The sequence below is a fragment of the Sphingobacterium ginsenosidimutans genome (assembly GCF_039536865.1).
Classification (GTDB): Bacteria; Bacteroidota; Bacteroidia; order Sphingobacteriales; family Sphingobacteriaceae; genus Sphingobacterium; species Sphingobacterium detergens.
Genome location: NZ_BAAAZK010000008.1, coordinates 419,350 through 433,540, shown reverse-complemented (window position 1 = coordinate 433,540; position 14,191 = coordinate 419,350). Strand labels below are relative to the sequence as shown.

Genomic DNA, 14,191 nt, shown 5'->3' with positions numbered 1-14,191 from the left:
TTTTTAACTTGCATATATGGATGGAATCGATTATAGCTTGTTTAGTGGCTTTCGCCTATTGGATGTTATCGATATTATATTGGTGGCGATTATTATCTACTATATCTATAGTCTGATCCGGGGTACCATTGCCGTGAATATCTTGATCGGGGTTGCCCTGTTTTATGGGGTCTATATTGTTGTCAAACAGATGCACATGCGTCTATTGACCGAAATATTTGGTGGATTTATATCTGTAGGCTCCATTGCGCTTATTGTGGTATTCCAGCAGGAAATAAGACGCTTTTTGCTCCATGTGGGCAAGAATATATCGATGAAGCGAAAAAAGGTTTTCTGGTCCTTTTTAGGAAATAAGAAAGCGATACAGAAGGACCTGACGGAGGATTTAAGGCCGATTGTGGAAGCTTGCAGAAGTATGTCGCGTACACGAACCGGAGCACTCCTGGTTTTTTCAAAATATTTTGATGAGGAATATTATCAGAGCAGTGGTGAATATATCGATGCACATATTTCAAAACGTCTAATTGAGAGTATATTTCATAAAAACAGCCCGTTGCATGATGGGGCACTCGTGATTGTTGATTTCAAGATTATGACAGCCTCTTGTGTACTGCCATTGTCAGATAGTGAGGATTTACCGCTGCAATTTGGTTTGCGGCATCGTGCGGCAATTGGGGTGACGGAAATCTCCGATGCCATAGCGGTCATTGTCTCTGAGGAAACTGGGGAAATCTCTTTCGCAAAGGATGGTAATGTGAATATGAATGTTTCTCCCGAAGAACTGGAACAATTGCTGAAAGATGAGTTATAAAATGACGTCGGTCAAAAGTAACGGGAGCGGCTGTGCATGGAATATTCAATAAGAGTGGGGAGAGACATACAAAAGAACTGAACAAAAAATGGGGGTACCGACTTTCTCGGATACTCCCATTTTCGCTATACAGTTTCCTATGCGTTATTTTTTTGCCGCATTGATTATTTGTGTATTCAATTTGATGTATTCGCTATTCTTACCTTCAGTAGCGACTTCAACTCCTTTGGTAGCGGTTTCTATAGCGCCTTTTTTATCGCCGGCTTTTAATTGTGCTTTTGCTTTCCAGTATAGTACGTGGGCAGCTTTAGGCTGTGCTTTGGCGGCTTCATCAAACCAGGTTAATGCTTTATTTTGATCCAGATTATTGTTGAAATAATATTGGGCAGCAGCGAAATAAGGTTTTTTCTCACCTTTCATGGCTTCATCAATGGAAGCGATAATTTTTGCCTGTTGATTGACTTTAAGGTCAACTTTTATTGCTGTTTTCTCCCAAGCAATAGTTAGTACTGCATCTGTCGGTGTAACATTGTCAAAAGAGATCGTAAATGTTTCGACCGGAGCGCTCAAGTTTTGTGGTTTTACATTGAAACGAAATGCATCTTCAGATTGATTGTAAGTGTAGGCCCCCCATTGCTTGGTATTCTTGCTAATAATAACAGTCCATTCGTTCTTATTAGGAATGGTAAATAATGCATAGGTTCCCGCAGTGAGTTTGTGTCCATTTAGGCTAACATCACCTTCAAATGTTAAGGTAGTGTTGGTATTGGCACCTGTACGCCATACTTCATTATAAGGCACGAGTTCACCAAAAATCTTACGGCCGTTCATGCTTGGACGACTATAGTTTAGCGTTACATTTTCAATCCCTAATCCCTGTGTGATTGTTTGAGCACTACTTGCTGCAGGGAGTTTTAACTGGGCAAAGGATTCATTTGCAGTAAACATCAGGGCTGCTGCAAAAGCAATGGCAAAGAATTTCTTTTTCATTTGTTCGATAATTACATTGTGAGCTTGTTTGCTCGATTATTTATGAATATAGAATTTTGCGAATTAATGGTTGAGGCTCATTTATTTCGGATGAGGCACTCTACATCATGGCATGTGGAATGATCTCTGTTGCGATCGAACGAAGATTCATCACTTAAAAATAGGAAGAATTTCACAAAAAAGGGCATCTATTTTTAGATGCCCTTTTGTTATACCAATATTTTGTTTTGATATTAATTTTCTTTTCCGATTTTGTGCCCTTTTGTGGCAAAAAACAAGATATATAAGTATGCTGGAACCATTGCAAAGAGAAATGCATGTTGAAAATCAACATGTAAAGTGTCTTTCAGATATCCATAAATCAAAGGCCAGATTGCTCCTCCGGCAATACCCATAATCATAATACCAGATCCTGTTTTTGTAAATCGTCCCAGTCCTTTGATTCCAAGTGGGAAAATAGCAGGCCACATCAATGCATTTGCGATACCTAATAGGGCAACAAAGATATAGGACGTCAGACCTGTAGAAAACGCAGAAATTGCGGTGAAGGTAATTCCGACAATTGTACAGATACGCAAAGCTGTCTGTTGCGATACAAATTTTGGAATGGAGATAATACCAATAAAATAACCAACAAGCATGCAGACAAGCGTGAAAGTTGTACCATATTTAACAAAAAACGGGGGTAGAGACAATAATCTTCCATAAGTTCCGATGATATCACCAGCCATCACTTCCACTGCTACACAGAAGAAAATAGCGAGAAATCCTAAAAATAGATGTGGGAATTGGAATATACTTGTCTTTTTTGTGCTTGTTACAGCAGCTTCATCTGTTGTTTCCTCTTCTTTATTAACATCAACTTCTGGCATTTTTACGGCGAATACGACAATAGCTAGAATCGCAACACCAATGGCTACGCCAATATAAGGACCGTGAAGTCTTTCCGATAATTCAGCTAGTAAAGCATCATGCTCTGCACCAGCTTTCAGTTCTTTGATTTTGCTGGAAATACTGTCGTAATCTTTTAATAAAATGCTTCCTAAAACCACGGGTACGATCATACCGGCTGTTTTATTGAAAATCCCTACAATAGAGATCCGTTGGGCCGCACTTTCTATTGGCCCGATGATACTGAGGTATGGGTTGATCGCAGTCTGCAATAGCGCCATACCTGAAGCTTGGACAAAGATCGCAACAAGGAAGAGCTGATAGCTTAGGTTTGATGCGGCTGGAATAATGATAATTGCACCAATAATAATTAAGACCAAACTAGCAACAAGGCCATTTTTAAAACCTATTTTACCTAAAATCCATGAACTCGGTAATGCCAGGAAAAAATAAGCGATATACGATGCAAAAAGGATTAAAAACGCTTGCGTATCTGTCTCCAAATTAAATGCCAATCGCACAAATGGGATCAAGGCCCCATTGGCCCAGGTGATATACCCCAGAATAAAAAATAATGCACAGCAAATAAGCATAGGAACTATCGCTGTTTTACCCGAATTAGGATTAGTGGTCATTTTTTTAATTATATTTAGTTAAGTTATCGTTCAATGATTGGAAATCAGTCAAAAAAACAGCTTTAGACAAACGATTGCATGCTATTTTTGTTGTTTTTTAAAATATCCATCTTACAAGACTACTTAATTTTCTTGAATATCGGAAATAAATAAAGGGGTATTTTGATAATTATTTGGCAAAAAAAAGAAGAATAAATTGTGAATATTATCCTTCTTTAGTTGCAAATATTGTTGATTTCGAATTACATGGGATTGATAAATCGAGTTAGCAGACTTCAGCTTACTTTGGTACGATAGCTACTGTAAGTCTTGAGATACAATTCAATTTATCGAATCGATCGTACATTTTTATCTCCCAGATATGGGTTGACCGACCAATATGTATTGGGCTGCATTTTGCTGTGATAATTCCACTACTTACTGGGCGGATGTGATTAGCATTGACTTCGAGTCCTACCCCCCGGTATTTGTCGGGGTCAACCACCAAATTAGAAGCAATACTCCCTAAAGATTCTGCAAGTACTACTGAAGCGCCACCATGCAGAATGCCATGGGGTTGTTTCACATTATCTGTGACCGGCATGGTTGCTGTAATACTGTTATCATCTATTTCGGTTGCCTTGATTTCCAATAGTCCCGAGAGGTATTTATTGAAAAAGACATTTATTTCCTCAATGTTGTAAGGCTGAAACCAAATTTTTGACATCGTCTGAATTTAAATAACGTTCTTGAATGATAATACGGTGATGATTGAGGTGCCCAGCAATCACATACAATAATGCTTTGACACTCGTGAGGCGCTCTGAGGCCATGCCCTTGCGTTCTAATTCAGCATCGTTAAAGCTGTTGAACAACATGAGGTTGGCTTTGCGTAGGTAAGTAAATTCCTTACTTAGACTTTCCAACGTACGGTCATTGTAACGGGAATATTGAATAAGGTAGTCCTGGTCATACCCGGCAAGCTCTTTCAGATCGTTGCGCGAAAAACGTAATGCACGGTAGGCCATGATACGCTCATTGTCGATGACATGCCCGACGACCTCTTTGATTGTCCATTTATCTTCGGCATATTTGAAATTGCCTCTTTCTTCTGGAATAGCATCCAGAAATGCAGGAAAGGAGAGCGTCTGTTCTTCCAATGCATCTAATACGTTATCGACTACAGTCTCAATATAGGTAGCGTAGACTGCCGGATATTCGTCAGATTTGAGTGGCTTCATATTTTAAGTTGCTTTTTAAGATTATTCGAAATGTTGTTCCTTTACCTATTTCAGATTCTTTAACAAAGATTTGTCCTTGATGATATCGTACCATTCGTTTGGTTAAGCTAAGGCCAAGTCCCCAACCTCTTTTGCGTGTTGTAAAACCTGGCTGGAAGACAGATTCAAAATTTAACCTTGGAATTCCTTTGCCCGTATCACTAATGTCTATAAAAATTTCTTCTTTCGCAATATTTTCTGAAATATTAACAGTTATCTTTCCCTCTGTACCAATAGCATTTACCCCGTTTTTCAATAAATTTTCAATGATCCAATCGAAGAGTGGAATATTGAGTTTGGCCTCCACATGTGTGTCTCCAAGTAATTCGAAAGTAATCTTGTTACTGGTCCGTATTCGGAAATAATCCATGTAATTTTTGATGACCTTATAGAGGTTGTGATTGGTCAACACGGGGGTTGATCCTATTTTTGAAAAACGATCGGCCACGATTTCTAATCTTTTAATATCGTTTTCCATTTCATTGAGCGTATCGTCTTCTTCGGCGTCAAATTTGATCCGAATAAGCTCCAGCCAGCCCATTAATGAAGATATTGGAGTACCCAGCTGATGGGCGGCTTCTTTTGTCAGTCCCACCCAGACTAGATTCTGCTCAGATTTTCGAATGGAATTGAAAACAGTATAGGCAATAATAAGAAAGAGGGCAATCAGCGATAATTGAACATAAGGGAATACCCGCAATTGTTGCAAAAACCAGGAATCTTTGTAGTAAACATGCCATTTTTGACCATTTCCCAATTCTAAGGTAATGGGGGGATGGCTCTTCTTCATAAAGGCAAGCTGTTTCTGGAAATAAACGGGATCATAATCAAGGTCATTTGTAACACTGTCGCCATGGATCGGCTTGATATTAGTCTTGGTGGAATCTAGATTGCGCCAGAAAATAATATCGTTTTTATCGTCTGTGATAATTGCCGGCAAATTTAGGCTATCCCTGACTGCGTAGATGAATGTAATGAATTCATCATCGACATCGGGCATGGTCATAATATTTTTGGTGCTCATGGCCCATACTTCGGCTTTTGAACGTTCGGCGTGGGCAAGATTCCGGACAAGGTAATTGGTGTAAACCAATGATGCTATGGCAATGATTGCTGCAAAGATGAGCAAAATAAATTTCCAGCGTTGTTGGCTTATCTGAGAGGGTTTCATGATTCCTTATTAGTGTACTTCTATTGCAAATTAATGAATAAATGTCTGTTTTCTGCACTTTTATTTCACCTTAGAAGTCATCCTGTTATCCAAATCAAAAATTTTGTGGTAATTTTGCGGCATGAGTTCAGAAAGAAGAGTAAGAGTGCGATTTGCACCGAGTCCTACTGGTGGTCTGCACCTTGGAGGCGTACGTACAGCTTTGTTTAATTTTCTCTATGCACGTCAGCATCAAGGAGATTTTATTTTACGTGTCGAAGATACGGATCAAACTCGTTTTGTCCCAGGAGCCGAGGAGTACATCAACGAATGTTTGGCTTGGTGTGGCCTGACTCCGGATGAAAGTCCGTTGAAAGGTGGTCAATATGGCCCTTACCGTCAAAGTGAACGAAAACCGACTTACCGCAAATATGCTGAACAGCTAATTAAGAATGGATATGCTTATTACGCATTCGATACCGCTGAGGAGTTGGAAGAGCAGCGTAAGCTGCAACCTAACTTCCGCTATAGCCATGAAAATAGGTTGCAATTGCGTAATTCTTTGAGCCTTAGTGAGACCGAAACTCAACAATTATTAGAGGCGGGAACACCGCATACAATCCGAATAAAGATTCCAACGGATGAAACGTTGTCTTTCACAGATATGATCCGTGGGAAAGTTGCTTTTGATACCAATCTTGTCGATGATAAGGTTTTGCTTAAAGCAGATGGAATGCCAACGTATCACTTAGCCGTAGTCGTGGATGATAAGGCGATGGAGATCTCGCATGTTTTCCGGGGTGAAGAATGGTTGCCTTCTGCGCCGATTCATGTCCTATTGTGGGAATACCTGGGATGGGGGGACAGCATGCCACAATGGGCACATCTCCCGTTAATCCTGAAGCCTGATGGTAATGGTAAATTAAGTAAACGTGATGGAGACCGTTTAGGATTTCCTGTGTATGCTATGAACTGGACAGATGCCAAATCTGGCGATACAACCAAAGGATTCCGTGAGATGGGATTCTTGCCAGAAGCTTTTGTCAATATGCTTGGTGTATTGGGTTGGAATGATGGTACAGAACAGGAACTATTCTCTTTGGAGGAGTTAATCCAAAAATTCAGTGTTGATCGCATCAGCAAAGCCGGAGCAAAATTTGATTTTGAGAAGGCAAAATGGTTCAATCACGAATGGATTAAACGTTCTTCAAGCGATTCTTTATTGCCACAGATCAAGGAAGTATTGGCTCACCATCAGGTAGTCGCTGAAGAAGGTTATGTAAATCGTGTTTTGGCAGCCGTCAAAGAGCGTTTAACCTTTGTTGAGGATTTCTGGACCCAGGCTTCTTTCTTTTTTGTGCAGCCCGTTGAATATGATCTAAATGCGGTAAAACCAAAGTGGTCTGCTGAGAAGACAGTATTCTTTGAAAATATGATGACATCATTTGAAGGATTTACGGAATGGAAAGCAGCAGAGCTCGAGTCATTCTTTAAAGAAGCAATTCAAAACTCAGGAATGAAGATGGGGGAATTGATGATGCCATTCCGGATTATGCTGGTAGGTGGTAAATTTGGCCCTGATGTATTCCAAATCGTTGAGTTACTTGGCCAAGGCGAAGTCATTGAACGTATCAAGAAAGCACTTCAAGAATTTGACGCTTAAACACTAAAATATATATAGTAAAAAAAGCTGTTGCGACTTATTGCAACAGCTTTTTTTATAGGTATGGAATTCGCAACCGCATGAACATTGCTTTCGCTGGGGTAAATAGAAAAATGATCAGCGTGATAAATGCTCCCAATATCCCGAGATAAGTAAATATCTCCATATTACTGATCAGAGATGCCTGTTGACTAAGTGTTGCCTGTAGACTTTTGCTGGCGAGATTAGTTGCCCATTGATCGCTGGATGTTCCCAGGTATTTTTCGACCAAAGCGCTCCAATAGGCGACCGTGATCGGATTGCTCATATTTAAGTGTTGTTCGATCTGGATGAAATGTTTTTGATTTAAGGTGTAACTGATGTTCTGAATCAGCGCAAAACCAATATTGGTACTCCAGAATCTAACGGTTGTACCCATTAAACCTGCATTGCCCGTATGATGTGGAGCAACCCCTGTTATAATATAGATCACAAGTGGTGTAAAGAGCCAGCCCTGTCCGGTTCCCTGAATAAATAGTGGCAATCCTATAACCCAAACTGTAGTATCGGGGTAGAACGTGGGAACAAACAAAAAGCAGGATGTGGTCAACAGCAGGAACCCCAGACCGAAAATGTATTTCGGTGATACATCACGCAGTAAGAGTATGCCTGAGCTACCTACCCCCACTATGGTCCCCAGTACATTAATGTATTGGATATCGACGATGTAATGCCAGGGCCATTTCCATACATTGGCCATGACGGTGTAGACATTGTTGAGACTGCTTCGGATTAAATAAAATAAGAAAAATAGGATAACACCAAAAATAATGTTCTTATAGCTCAAAATTTCAAAATGAAATAGGGGTCGTTTTACGAGATGTTGTTTGATGATAAAAAGTGCACCAAAAATAAGGAAAAGTGCGAGGTTAATCGAGATTGTCTCATTTTCGAACCAATAATATTTTCGGCCATAAATTAACACATATCCACCACAACTTAACGAAAGTAACAGGAAGAGACAGCTGACCAGATCCAATTGATGAAGTGGGAATTTTCGGCTTAATCTGTTGTTATTCAAGAGTAGTAAAGCAATGGCGATGACCATCAAATGCCAATAGAGTACAACATGAATCATATCTTCCCAGCCATAATCCATAATACTTTCTTTTAGAAGGGATGTTGTTATGGTACCACCTGTCAGCATAAAAGTGTACAAGAAGAAATAGGCAATGGTTCGACTTTTGGAATGCCGGATTTGCATCATTAGCAAGGGAAGAAAACAGGCCCCTTCAAGTACACAGAAAATGCCTTCAAGCACTCTGAGCACAGCAATGACAAATGGATCTCTGGTCAGGGAGATGGCAAATAGAATGAGGATGGATACCGTGCAGGTCAGAAGTATATATGTCCTTACCCGAAAGAATGCAAATAGTCGGTGAAATATCAATAGTGCTACAACAATAGCACCATACATCAATGAAAGAAAATACTGTATATCCTCCATTTCGATCGCTAATGTGGAAGCTGTAAACGCTGTATTGGAATGAAAAAGGGACATTAACATGAGATGTGGAAACATGGCCAAAATCATCATGGGAAGTTTAATCCATTCGGGTACCCACTTATAATATAAAGATGTATTTGAACTCATGAATGATTAAGATTGGTGAGCGGCATGAACTACGACGTTCATTCCAGCACGTAGTTTTGTCAGGTCCTGTCTTGGTGAAAAGATAATTTTGATCGGTATGCGCTGTTCAATTTTAACGAAGTTTCCGGTTGCGTTATCCTGAGGTATGACCGAAAATCTAGACCCCGAGGCTGGAGAAAAAGAGTGAATGATTCCTTTGAGATGTAAATTTGGGAAGGCATCTACTTGTATATTTACCTCGGTACCCTCGGTGAGATTCGCTAGTTGGGTCTCTCTAAAATTCGCATTTATCCATTTTTCTTCACTGACAACATTGACTAAAGTTTGTCCTTCTTTAACAAATTGTCCAGGTTGGATTGTTCTTCTCCCAACAAAACCATTGTAAGGTGCAGTCACTATGGTATAGGAAAGGAAGACCTCCGCATTGTTTTTTGCAGCTTTTTTAATATCGATATTTGCTCTGGCAGGTAGCTCGTTGGCTTTTTCTTTGCTTGTATTTAATTGTGCAGCGTTGTATTCTTCCTGTATGGCATTGAGTTGCGCCAAAGAAATTTCATATGCTGCCTTGGCATTATCGTATTGTTGTTTGGCTACAGCATCTGCTTCAAACAAATTTTTAAATCGTCTATAATCTTGTTCCGTTTGCCATACACTCACTTTGGCAGCTTCTAATTTTGCTTTTTGGACAGAAATGCTATTGGCGGTAACATTTGTGCTTTTGACAATCACTTCGGCATTCCGCTGACTACTTCGAAGTTCGGCATTCGCCATATCTACTTTGGTCTGATACTCGCTGGCATCGATGAGTAATAAGGTGTCGCCACGATGTACATATTGATTTTCTTCAAATCTGACTTCTTTCACAAAGCCTGCTATTCGACTTGCAACTGGTGTAACGTACTGATCTATCTGAGCATCGTTTGTCGTTACGTGCTGACTAGTAAATAGCAGATGTCTACCCAAAATGCCGATCCCTACGAGCAGTAAGGTCACGGCAAATACAACTAAAACTTTATTAAATCCCTTTGTCTTATCTTTATTCTTTTCTTTACCCATTATTGTTTTTATGAATATTTAAATGCTTTTTCATCCACTCTCCTGGTAAGGTATGGGTGATTTGTATCCCATGTTTCAACCAGCAATTTCCAAAATAGGATGACAAATTGTTCATGAATCGAGATTGCCTGGATGCGCTGTATAGAATACAACTGTAAGCAAGGAGTGAAACGGTGTACAAAGATACTGCTGTCGATTGGAGTTTAGTTTTGTATAGTCGGACGGATATTTGTTCATTTGCGCCACATGACAAAAAAATGTAATTTTAAATCATGGAACAGGAACAATTAGGGGCTATTGATGACAATGAATACGACTTTTATGTGTGTCATACACATGTAGATCGGATTGATTCCCGTGAATATATACATCAGAAAGCACGATTACTTTATGCGGACGGTGGTATTATACATGTTTTTACTGCCACGAAACATTGGTATTTGCCGGGGCGGTTTTACATGTGGATTCCCGCCAATACTGCTTATCATCTGGAAAGTTCTAGTTCTCATATTCACTTGTATAGCTTTTACTTTAAAGAGCAGGAGGGAGTTCATCCGGTTCTTTTAGATCCCAATATATTTTTAAGCAACGACCTGATGCGAGAGATGTTCTTGTTTGCGAGAGATTGGAAAGGGGGAATCAGTAGAAAGACCAGCTATTCAAGGTATTGTTTACTACGGGCGATGATGGCTATTATTCCTGAGATGAGTCCGCCGATAGATGCATTTCCTATGCAACATCCTTATCCTAAAAGCGAAAAGCTTCGGCGTATTGCCCGATATTTAAACATGTATATTGATCAAGCCTTTACTATCGAACAAGTGGCGGCGCAGTTTGGAATGAGCAGTAGATCCCTTTCCCGACTTTTTAAGGAAGACATGGGTATCAGCTATATTCGGTTTTTAAGAGCTATACGTATTGCAAAAGCCTTGGAGCTAATGGCTGAAAATACCTATTCTATTCTAGAAATTGCTATGCGGATTGGCTACAGCGAATTATCATCTTTCAGTAACATCTTTACGCGTGTAACGGGTATTCGTCCTTCGGTTTATATGTCGAAAATTAATGAATATAAAAATTGATCGCTTTAGATTATGCCAAAAGCTCGTGTAAATCTTCCTGAGAAAGTGATTTTATAAAACTCTCTTCTGTCGTAATGAGGCTTTGTGCAATGGATTTCTTCCGGTTCTGTAGCGCCAATATTTTCTCTTCTACCGTATCCTTACTGATAAATTTATAGATGAATACATTCCGTGTCTGTCCAATACGATGTGAACGGTCTACGGCTTGTTGTTCTACCGCAGGATTCCACCATGGATCTAGTATAAAAACATAATCCGCTTCAATCAGGTTGAGTCCTACACCACCAGCTTTGATCGATATTAAGAACAATTTGGTGTTGTTATTTTTGCGGAATTGGCTCACCGCTTCATCGCGGTTTTTGGTGCCTCCATCCAGGTAGGCATAGTTTGTCCCCTTCTTATCAAAATATTGCCTAAAGATATTGAGCTGTTTGACAAACTGGGAGAAAATAAGGACCTTATTCCCTCGTTGCATCACCATTTCAAGGGTCTCAATGACGGCGTCAAATTTTCCCGAATCACCCAAGAAGTCCTCGTCGACCATTCTAGGGTGATTGGCGAGCTGACGAAGTTTAGTCAGTCCCTGTAATAGTGCAATCTGCGTTGATTTTGGTTTGTTGTCCAATTGTCCATCAAGAATGGCATTGCGATACTCAGATTTGACCTTTTCATAAAGTTCCGATTGTTTATCGGTCATTTCACAATAGAGTACTTGTTCTGTTTTGGGCGGTAGTTCTTTTGCGACCTGATCTTTTGTACGTCTTAGGATGAAAGGTTTGACAATCGCCTGAAGGCGTTGCGCTTTTTCTTCATCCTTTCTCTTTTCAATAGGTTGTACAAACTCTTTTTGAAAGTAGGTGTAACTTCCCAATAAACCGGGATTTGTAAAGTGCATTTGGGCCCAAAGATCAGAAACAGAGTTTTCAACAGGTGTTCCGCTTAAAGCCAGTTTATTTTTGCTCTTCAGACTTTTTATGGCCTTAAAAGATTTTGATGTCGGATTTTTAATATTCTGGCTTTCATCCAAGATGATATAATTAAAATAGAAGCTACTCAATATATCTTCATCAATACGTGCAATGCCGTAGGTTGTGATAATTAGATCGTATTTGGAGAACAATGCGGCATCTTTGATACGATTGTTTCCCGTATGCAAATGGATTTTGAGCTGGGGAGCAAATTGATGTGCTTCTTTCTGCCAGTTGTAAACAAGTGAGGTCGGTAGTACCAGGAGTGATGTATGTATTTCCTGCTGATCGACAATCTGTTCTTTCTGTTGTTGCAATAAGGCTAAGGTTTGTATGGTTTTACCCAATCCCATGTCATCCGCAAGACAGCCCCCAAATTTATATTGTTTCAGAAAGTTGAACCAGTTATATCCTGCTTTCTGATAAGGCCGGAGATTACCTTTGAAGTGCTTTGGCTCAGGAATATCCGCAATTTCTTCGAAAGTGGCGAGATTTTGCAATTTACGATTGAAAACCAATTTGGTATGTTCGCTGATTTCAAAGAGCAGTCCGATATGGACTTTGTTTAATTTAAGCTCATGTCTGTCGGCAGAAAACTGAAAGAGATGGTTGTATTGTGCAAACCATTCTTCAGGAATCATGGCGATTTCACCATTTGGCAGGATGAATTCTTTAATATTGTTTAGAATATGATTTCTTAACTGAATAAAGGGGATTTCATAGGGGCCGAATTTAGCGATAGCGCTGATGTCAAACCAGTCATTATCCTCATCAATAGCGATGTCCAATGAGGTATGTCCGATGAAAAAGCGTTTTTGTTCACTGTTTTGTATAATTTGAAATCCCAGGGCCTTTATTTGTTCCTGATGATTATTTATCCAATCAAATATTGAAATGCGTTTTCCGGATTGGATAGATGGTGCAAGCAATCCAAGTTGGCGGTCAAGGTCCTCTAAGCCCAAGGATTTAAGATTCTCCTGCTGTTGTTCCTCCCATTGTAAAGATCGTTTGACCCGATGAAAGATATACTGGTCTTTCTCCTCATTATACTCCATTCGGACGGTCACCTTATTTTCAGCACCTGCGGTAAAGGTATGGGGGCCATATTTGAATTGCAATTGTAATTGTGAAGCACCTTCCTCCACGTAGATTAAATGCAGTAGAGGGATAGCCTGATGCTGATGGGTCTGTATTTCAAAACCTTCCGCATAAACATGGTAACGTTCGATCAAGCCACAGACAAAAGTTTCAAAATATTTTTTTTCAGTACTTCTTCCAACAGAAATGTATCGTTTATTGAGAAAAGGGCTTAATTTTTTCCCTTCCAGGGCCTGATCAAAATAGTATAGTGTATTGTTTAAAATTAGCCATGCCTGTGCATTGGTTAATACAATAGCATTTTTAAACATAAACTCCAAGCGCTGGTTTTCGTACTTTATGGTTGGGAAGTAACGTGTTTCTTCTTCGGTTCGCCGAAAGTGAAATAAGATAGAGGCCGCTGATGTTGCGCGTTTAATTTCCTGATCTGCTGGATAACCATCTTTACTCATCATGAAAAGAGGCTTATCTCCGATAGACTCAAAGAATTGAATCATCTTTTCATCAATCTTTGGGCGCAACAGGTCATAGAGTTTTTTGTCAAAAACTTTAGAGAAGAAGTCTACGGGTCTGATTGCTTTTTTATAGTACTTTTTGATGAGGTTTGTCTGTTCGATATCATCGAGCAGTCGGATGAGTTTGTAGTCTACCTCATCCAATTCTGCGGCATAAGCATCTACAGTATTGCTAAATATACGTTGATATCGTAGTGAGTAAGTCCCATTGGGATTTAGTTTGACCATGTGTGGCTCAATGAGATAGCCAAGATAGGGATGCTCACAGATAGAATAAACGATTTTATATACTGGAAATGACTTTGACTGTTGCATTAAAAATAGCGGACCTTGTAAATAAAGGTATCTAATATACAATAAAATATACCATTAATCACAATTTGCCGAACGAAAATTAAAAAATATAGCTAGCGGAAGATGTGGATAAAAGCTCAAGTAAA

11 protein-coding genes are annotated in these 14,191 nt (G+C 39.6%); 3 read left to right on the top strand and 8 right to left on the bottom strand.

The genetic code is table 11. The features are described 5' to 3' along the window. Positions 1–16 precede the first annotated feature (16 nt). Positions 17–811: a diadenylate cyclase CdaA gene (cdaA, locus tag ABFX33_RS22170; protein WP_208642578.1), complete on the top strand. Its 795-nt coding sequence runs from the start codon at positions 17–19 to the stop codon at positions 809–811. Positions 812–955: 144 nt separating this feature from the next. Here the strand turns inward: cdaA and ABFX33_RS22165 are convergent, their stop codons facing one another. The 5 genes from ABFX33_RS22165 to ABFX33_RS22145 form a co-directional block, all read right to left on the bottom strand. After that, a complete protein-coding gene (locus ABFX33_RS22165; protein WP_346088307.1) occupies positions 956–1,801 on the bottom strand; it encodes a DUF2911 domain-containing protein in 846 nt (281 codons plus the stop codon). Positions 1,802–2,034: 233 nt separating this feature from the next. Next, the gene (gluP, locus tag ABFX33_RS22160; RefSeq protein WP_346088305.1) at positions 2,035–3,327 is read right to left on the bottom strand and encodes a glucose/galactose MFS transporter; all 1,293 of its coding nucleotides are present in this window, start codon (positions 3,325–3,327) and stop codon (positions 2,035–2,037) included. A gap of 280 nt (positions 3,328–3,607) precedes the next feature. Then, positions 3,608–4,033, bottom strand: a complete 426-nt coding sequence (locus ABFX33_RS22155) for a hotdog fold thioesterase (RefSeq protein ID WP_346088304.1) — start codon at positions 4,031–4,033, stop codon at positions 3,608–3,610. Continuing rightward, positions 3,999–4,547, bottom strand: coding sequence for a DinB family protein (locus tag ABFX33_RS22150; RefSeq protein ID WP_346088302.1), 549 nt, complete (start codon positions 4,545–4,547; stop codon positions 3,999–4,001). The genes ABFX33_RS22155 and ABFX33_RS22150 overlap by 35 nt, the downstream gene beginning before the upstream one ends. Next, positions 4,528–5,757: a sensor histidine kinase gene (locus ABFX33_RS22145; protein WP_346088300.1), complete on the bottom strand. Its 1,230-nt coding sequence runs from the start codon at positions 5,755–5,757 to the stop codon at positions 4,528–4,530. The genes ABFX33_RS22150 and ABFX33_RS22145 overlap by 20 nt, the downstream gene beginning before the upstream one ends. Positions 5,758–5,878: 121 nt before the next feature. Between ABFX33_RS22145 and gltX the strand changes: the two genes are divergently transcribed. Further along, positions 5,879–7,399, top strand: coding sequence for a glutamate--tRNA ligase (gene gltX, locus ABFX33_RS22140; protein WP_346088298.1), 1,521 nt, complete (start codon positions 5,879–5,881; stop codon positions 7,397–7,399). Between the two features lie 55 nt (positions 7,400–7,454). Here the strand turns inward: gltX and ABFX33_RS22135 are convergent, their stop codons facing one another. Next, on the bottom strand, positions 7,455–9,032 hold the full coding sequence (locus tag ABFX33_RS22135) for an MFS transporter (RefSeq protein WP_346088296.1): 1,578 nt from the start codon (positions 9,030–9,032) through the stop codon (positions 7,455–7,457). 6 nt (positions 9,033–9,038) lie between these two features. Beyond that, the gene (locus ABFX33_RS22130; protein WP_257086969.1) at positions 9,039–10,088 is read right to left on the bottom strand and encodes an HlyD family secretion protein; all 1,050 of its coding nucleotides are present in this window, start codon (positions 10,086–10,088) and stop codon (positions 9,039–9,041) included. Between the two features lie 272 nt (positions 10,089–10,360). Here ABFX33_RS22130 and ABFX33_RS22125 point away from each other — a divergent pair, with 272 nt between their 5' ends. Further along, positions 10,361–11,170: a helix-turn-helix transcriptional regulator gene (locus tag ABFX33_RS22125; RefSeq protein WP_257086970.1), complete on the top strand. Its 810-nt coding sequence runs from the start codon at positions 10,361–10,363 to the stop codon at positions 11,168–11,170. A gap of 10 nt (positions 11,171–11,180) precedes the next feature. Here the strand turns inward: ABFX33_RS22125 and ABFX33_RS22120 are convergent, their stop codons facing one another. Continuing rightward, complete coding sequence (locus tag ABFX33_RS22120; protein WP_346088294.1) at positions 11,181–14,066, bottom strand: DEAD/DEAH box helicase; 2,886 nt, start codon at positions 14,064–14,066, stop codon at positions 11,181–11,183. Positions 14,067–14,191 lie beyond the last annotated feature (125 nt).

Coding starts and splice junctions, on each gene's coding strand:
- ABFX33_RS22130 (WP_257086969.1), bottom strand. CDS start 10,088: ATGGGTAAAGAAAAGAATAAAGATAAGACAAAGGGATTTAATAAAGTT.
- ABFX33_RS22145 (WP_346088300.1), bottom strand. CDS start 5,757: ATGAAACCCTCTCAGATAAGCCAACAACGCTGGAAATTTATTTTGCTC.
- ABFX33_RS22135 (WP_346088296.1), bottom strand. CDS start 9,032: ATGAGTTCAAATACATCTTTATATTATAAGTGGGTACCCGAATGGATT.
- gluP (WP_346088305.1), bottom strand. CDS start 3,327: ATGACCACTAATCCTAATTCGGGTAAAACAGCGATAGTTCCTATGCTT.
- gltX (WP_346088298.1), top strand. CDS start 5,879: ATGAGTTCAGAAAGAAGAGTAAGAGTGCGATTTGCACCGAGTCCTACT.
- ABFX33_RS22125 (WP_257086970.1), top strand. CDS start 10,361: ATGGAACAGGAACAATTAGGGGCTATTGATGACAATGAATACGACTTT.
- ABFX33_RS22155 (WP_346088304.1), bottom strand. CDS start 4,033: ATGTCAAAAATTTGGTTTCAGCCTTACAACATTGAGGAAATAAATGTC.
- ABFX33_RS22165 (WP_346088307.1), bottom strand. CDS start 1,801: ATGAAAAAGAAATTCTTTGCCATTGCTTTTGCAGCAGCCCTGATGTTT.
- ABFX33_RS22150 (WP_346088302.1), bottom strand. CDS start 4,547: ATGAAGCCACTCAAATCTGACGAATATCCGGCAGTCTACGCTACCTAT.
- ABFX33_RS22120 (WP_346088294.1), bottom strand. CDS start 14,066: ATGCAACAGTCAAAGTCATTTCCAGTATATAAAATCGTTTATTCTATC.
- cdaA (WP_208642578.1), top strand. CDS start 17: ATGGATGGAATCGATTATAGCTTGTTTAGTGGCTTTCGCCTATTGGAT.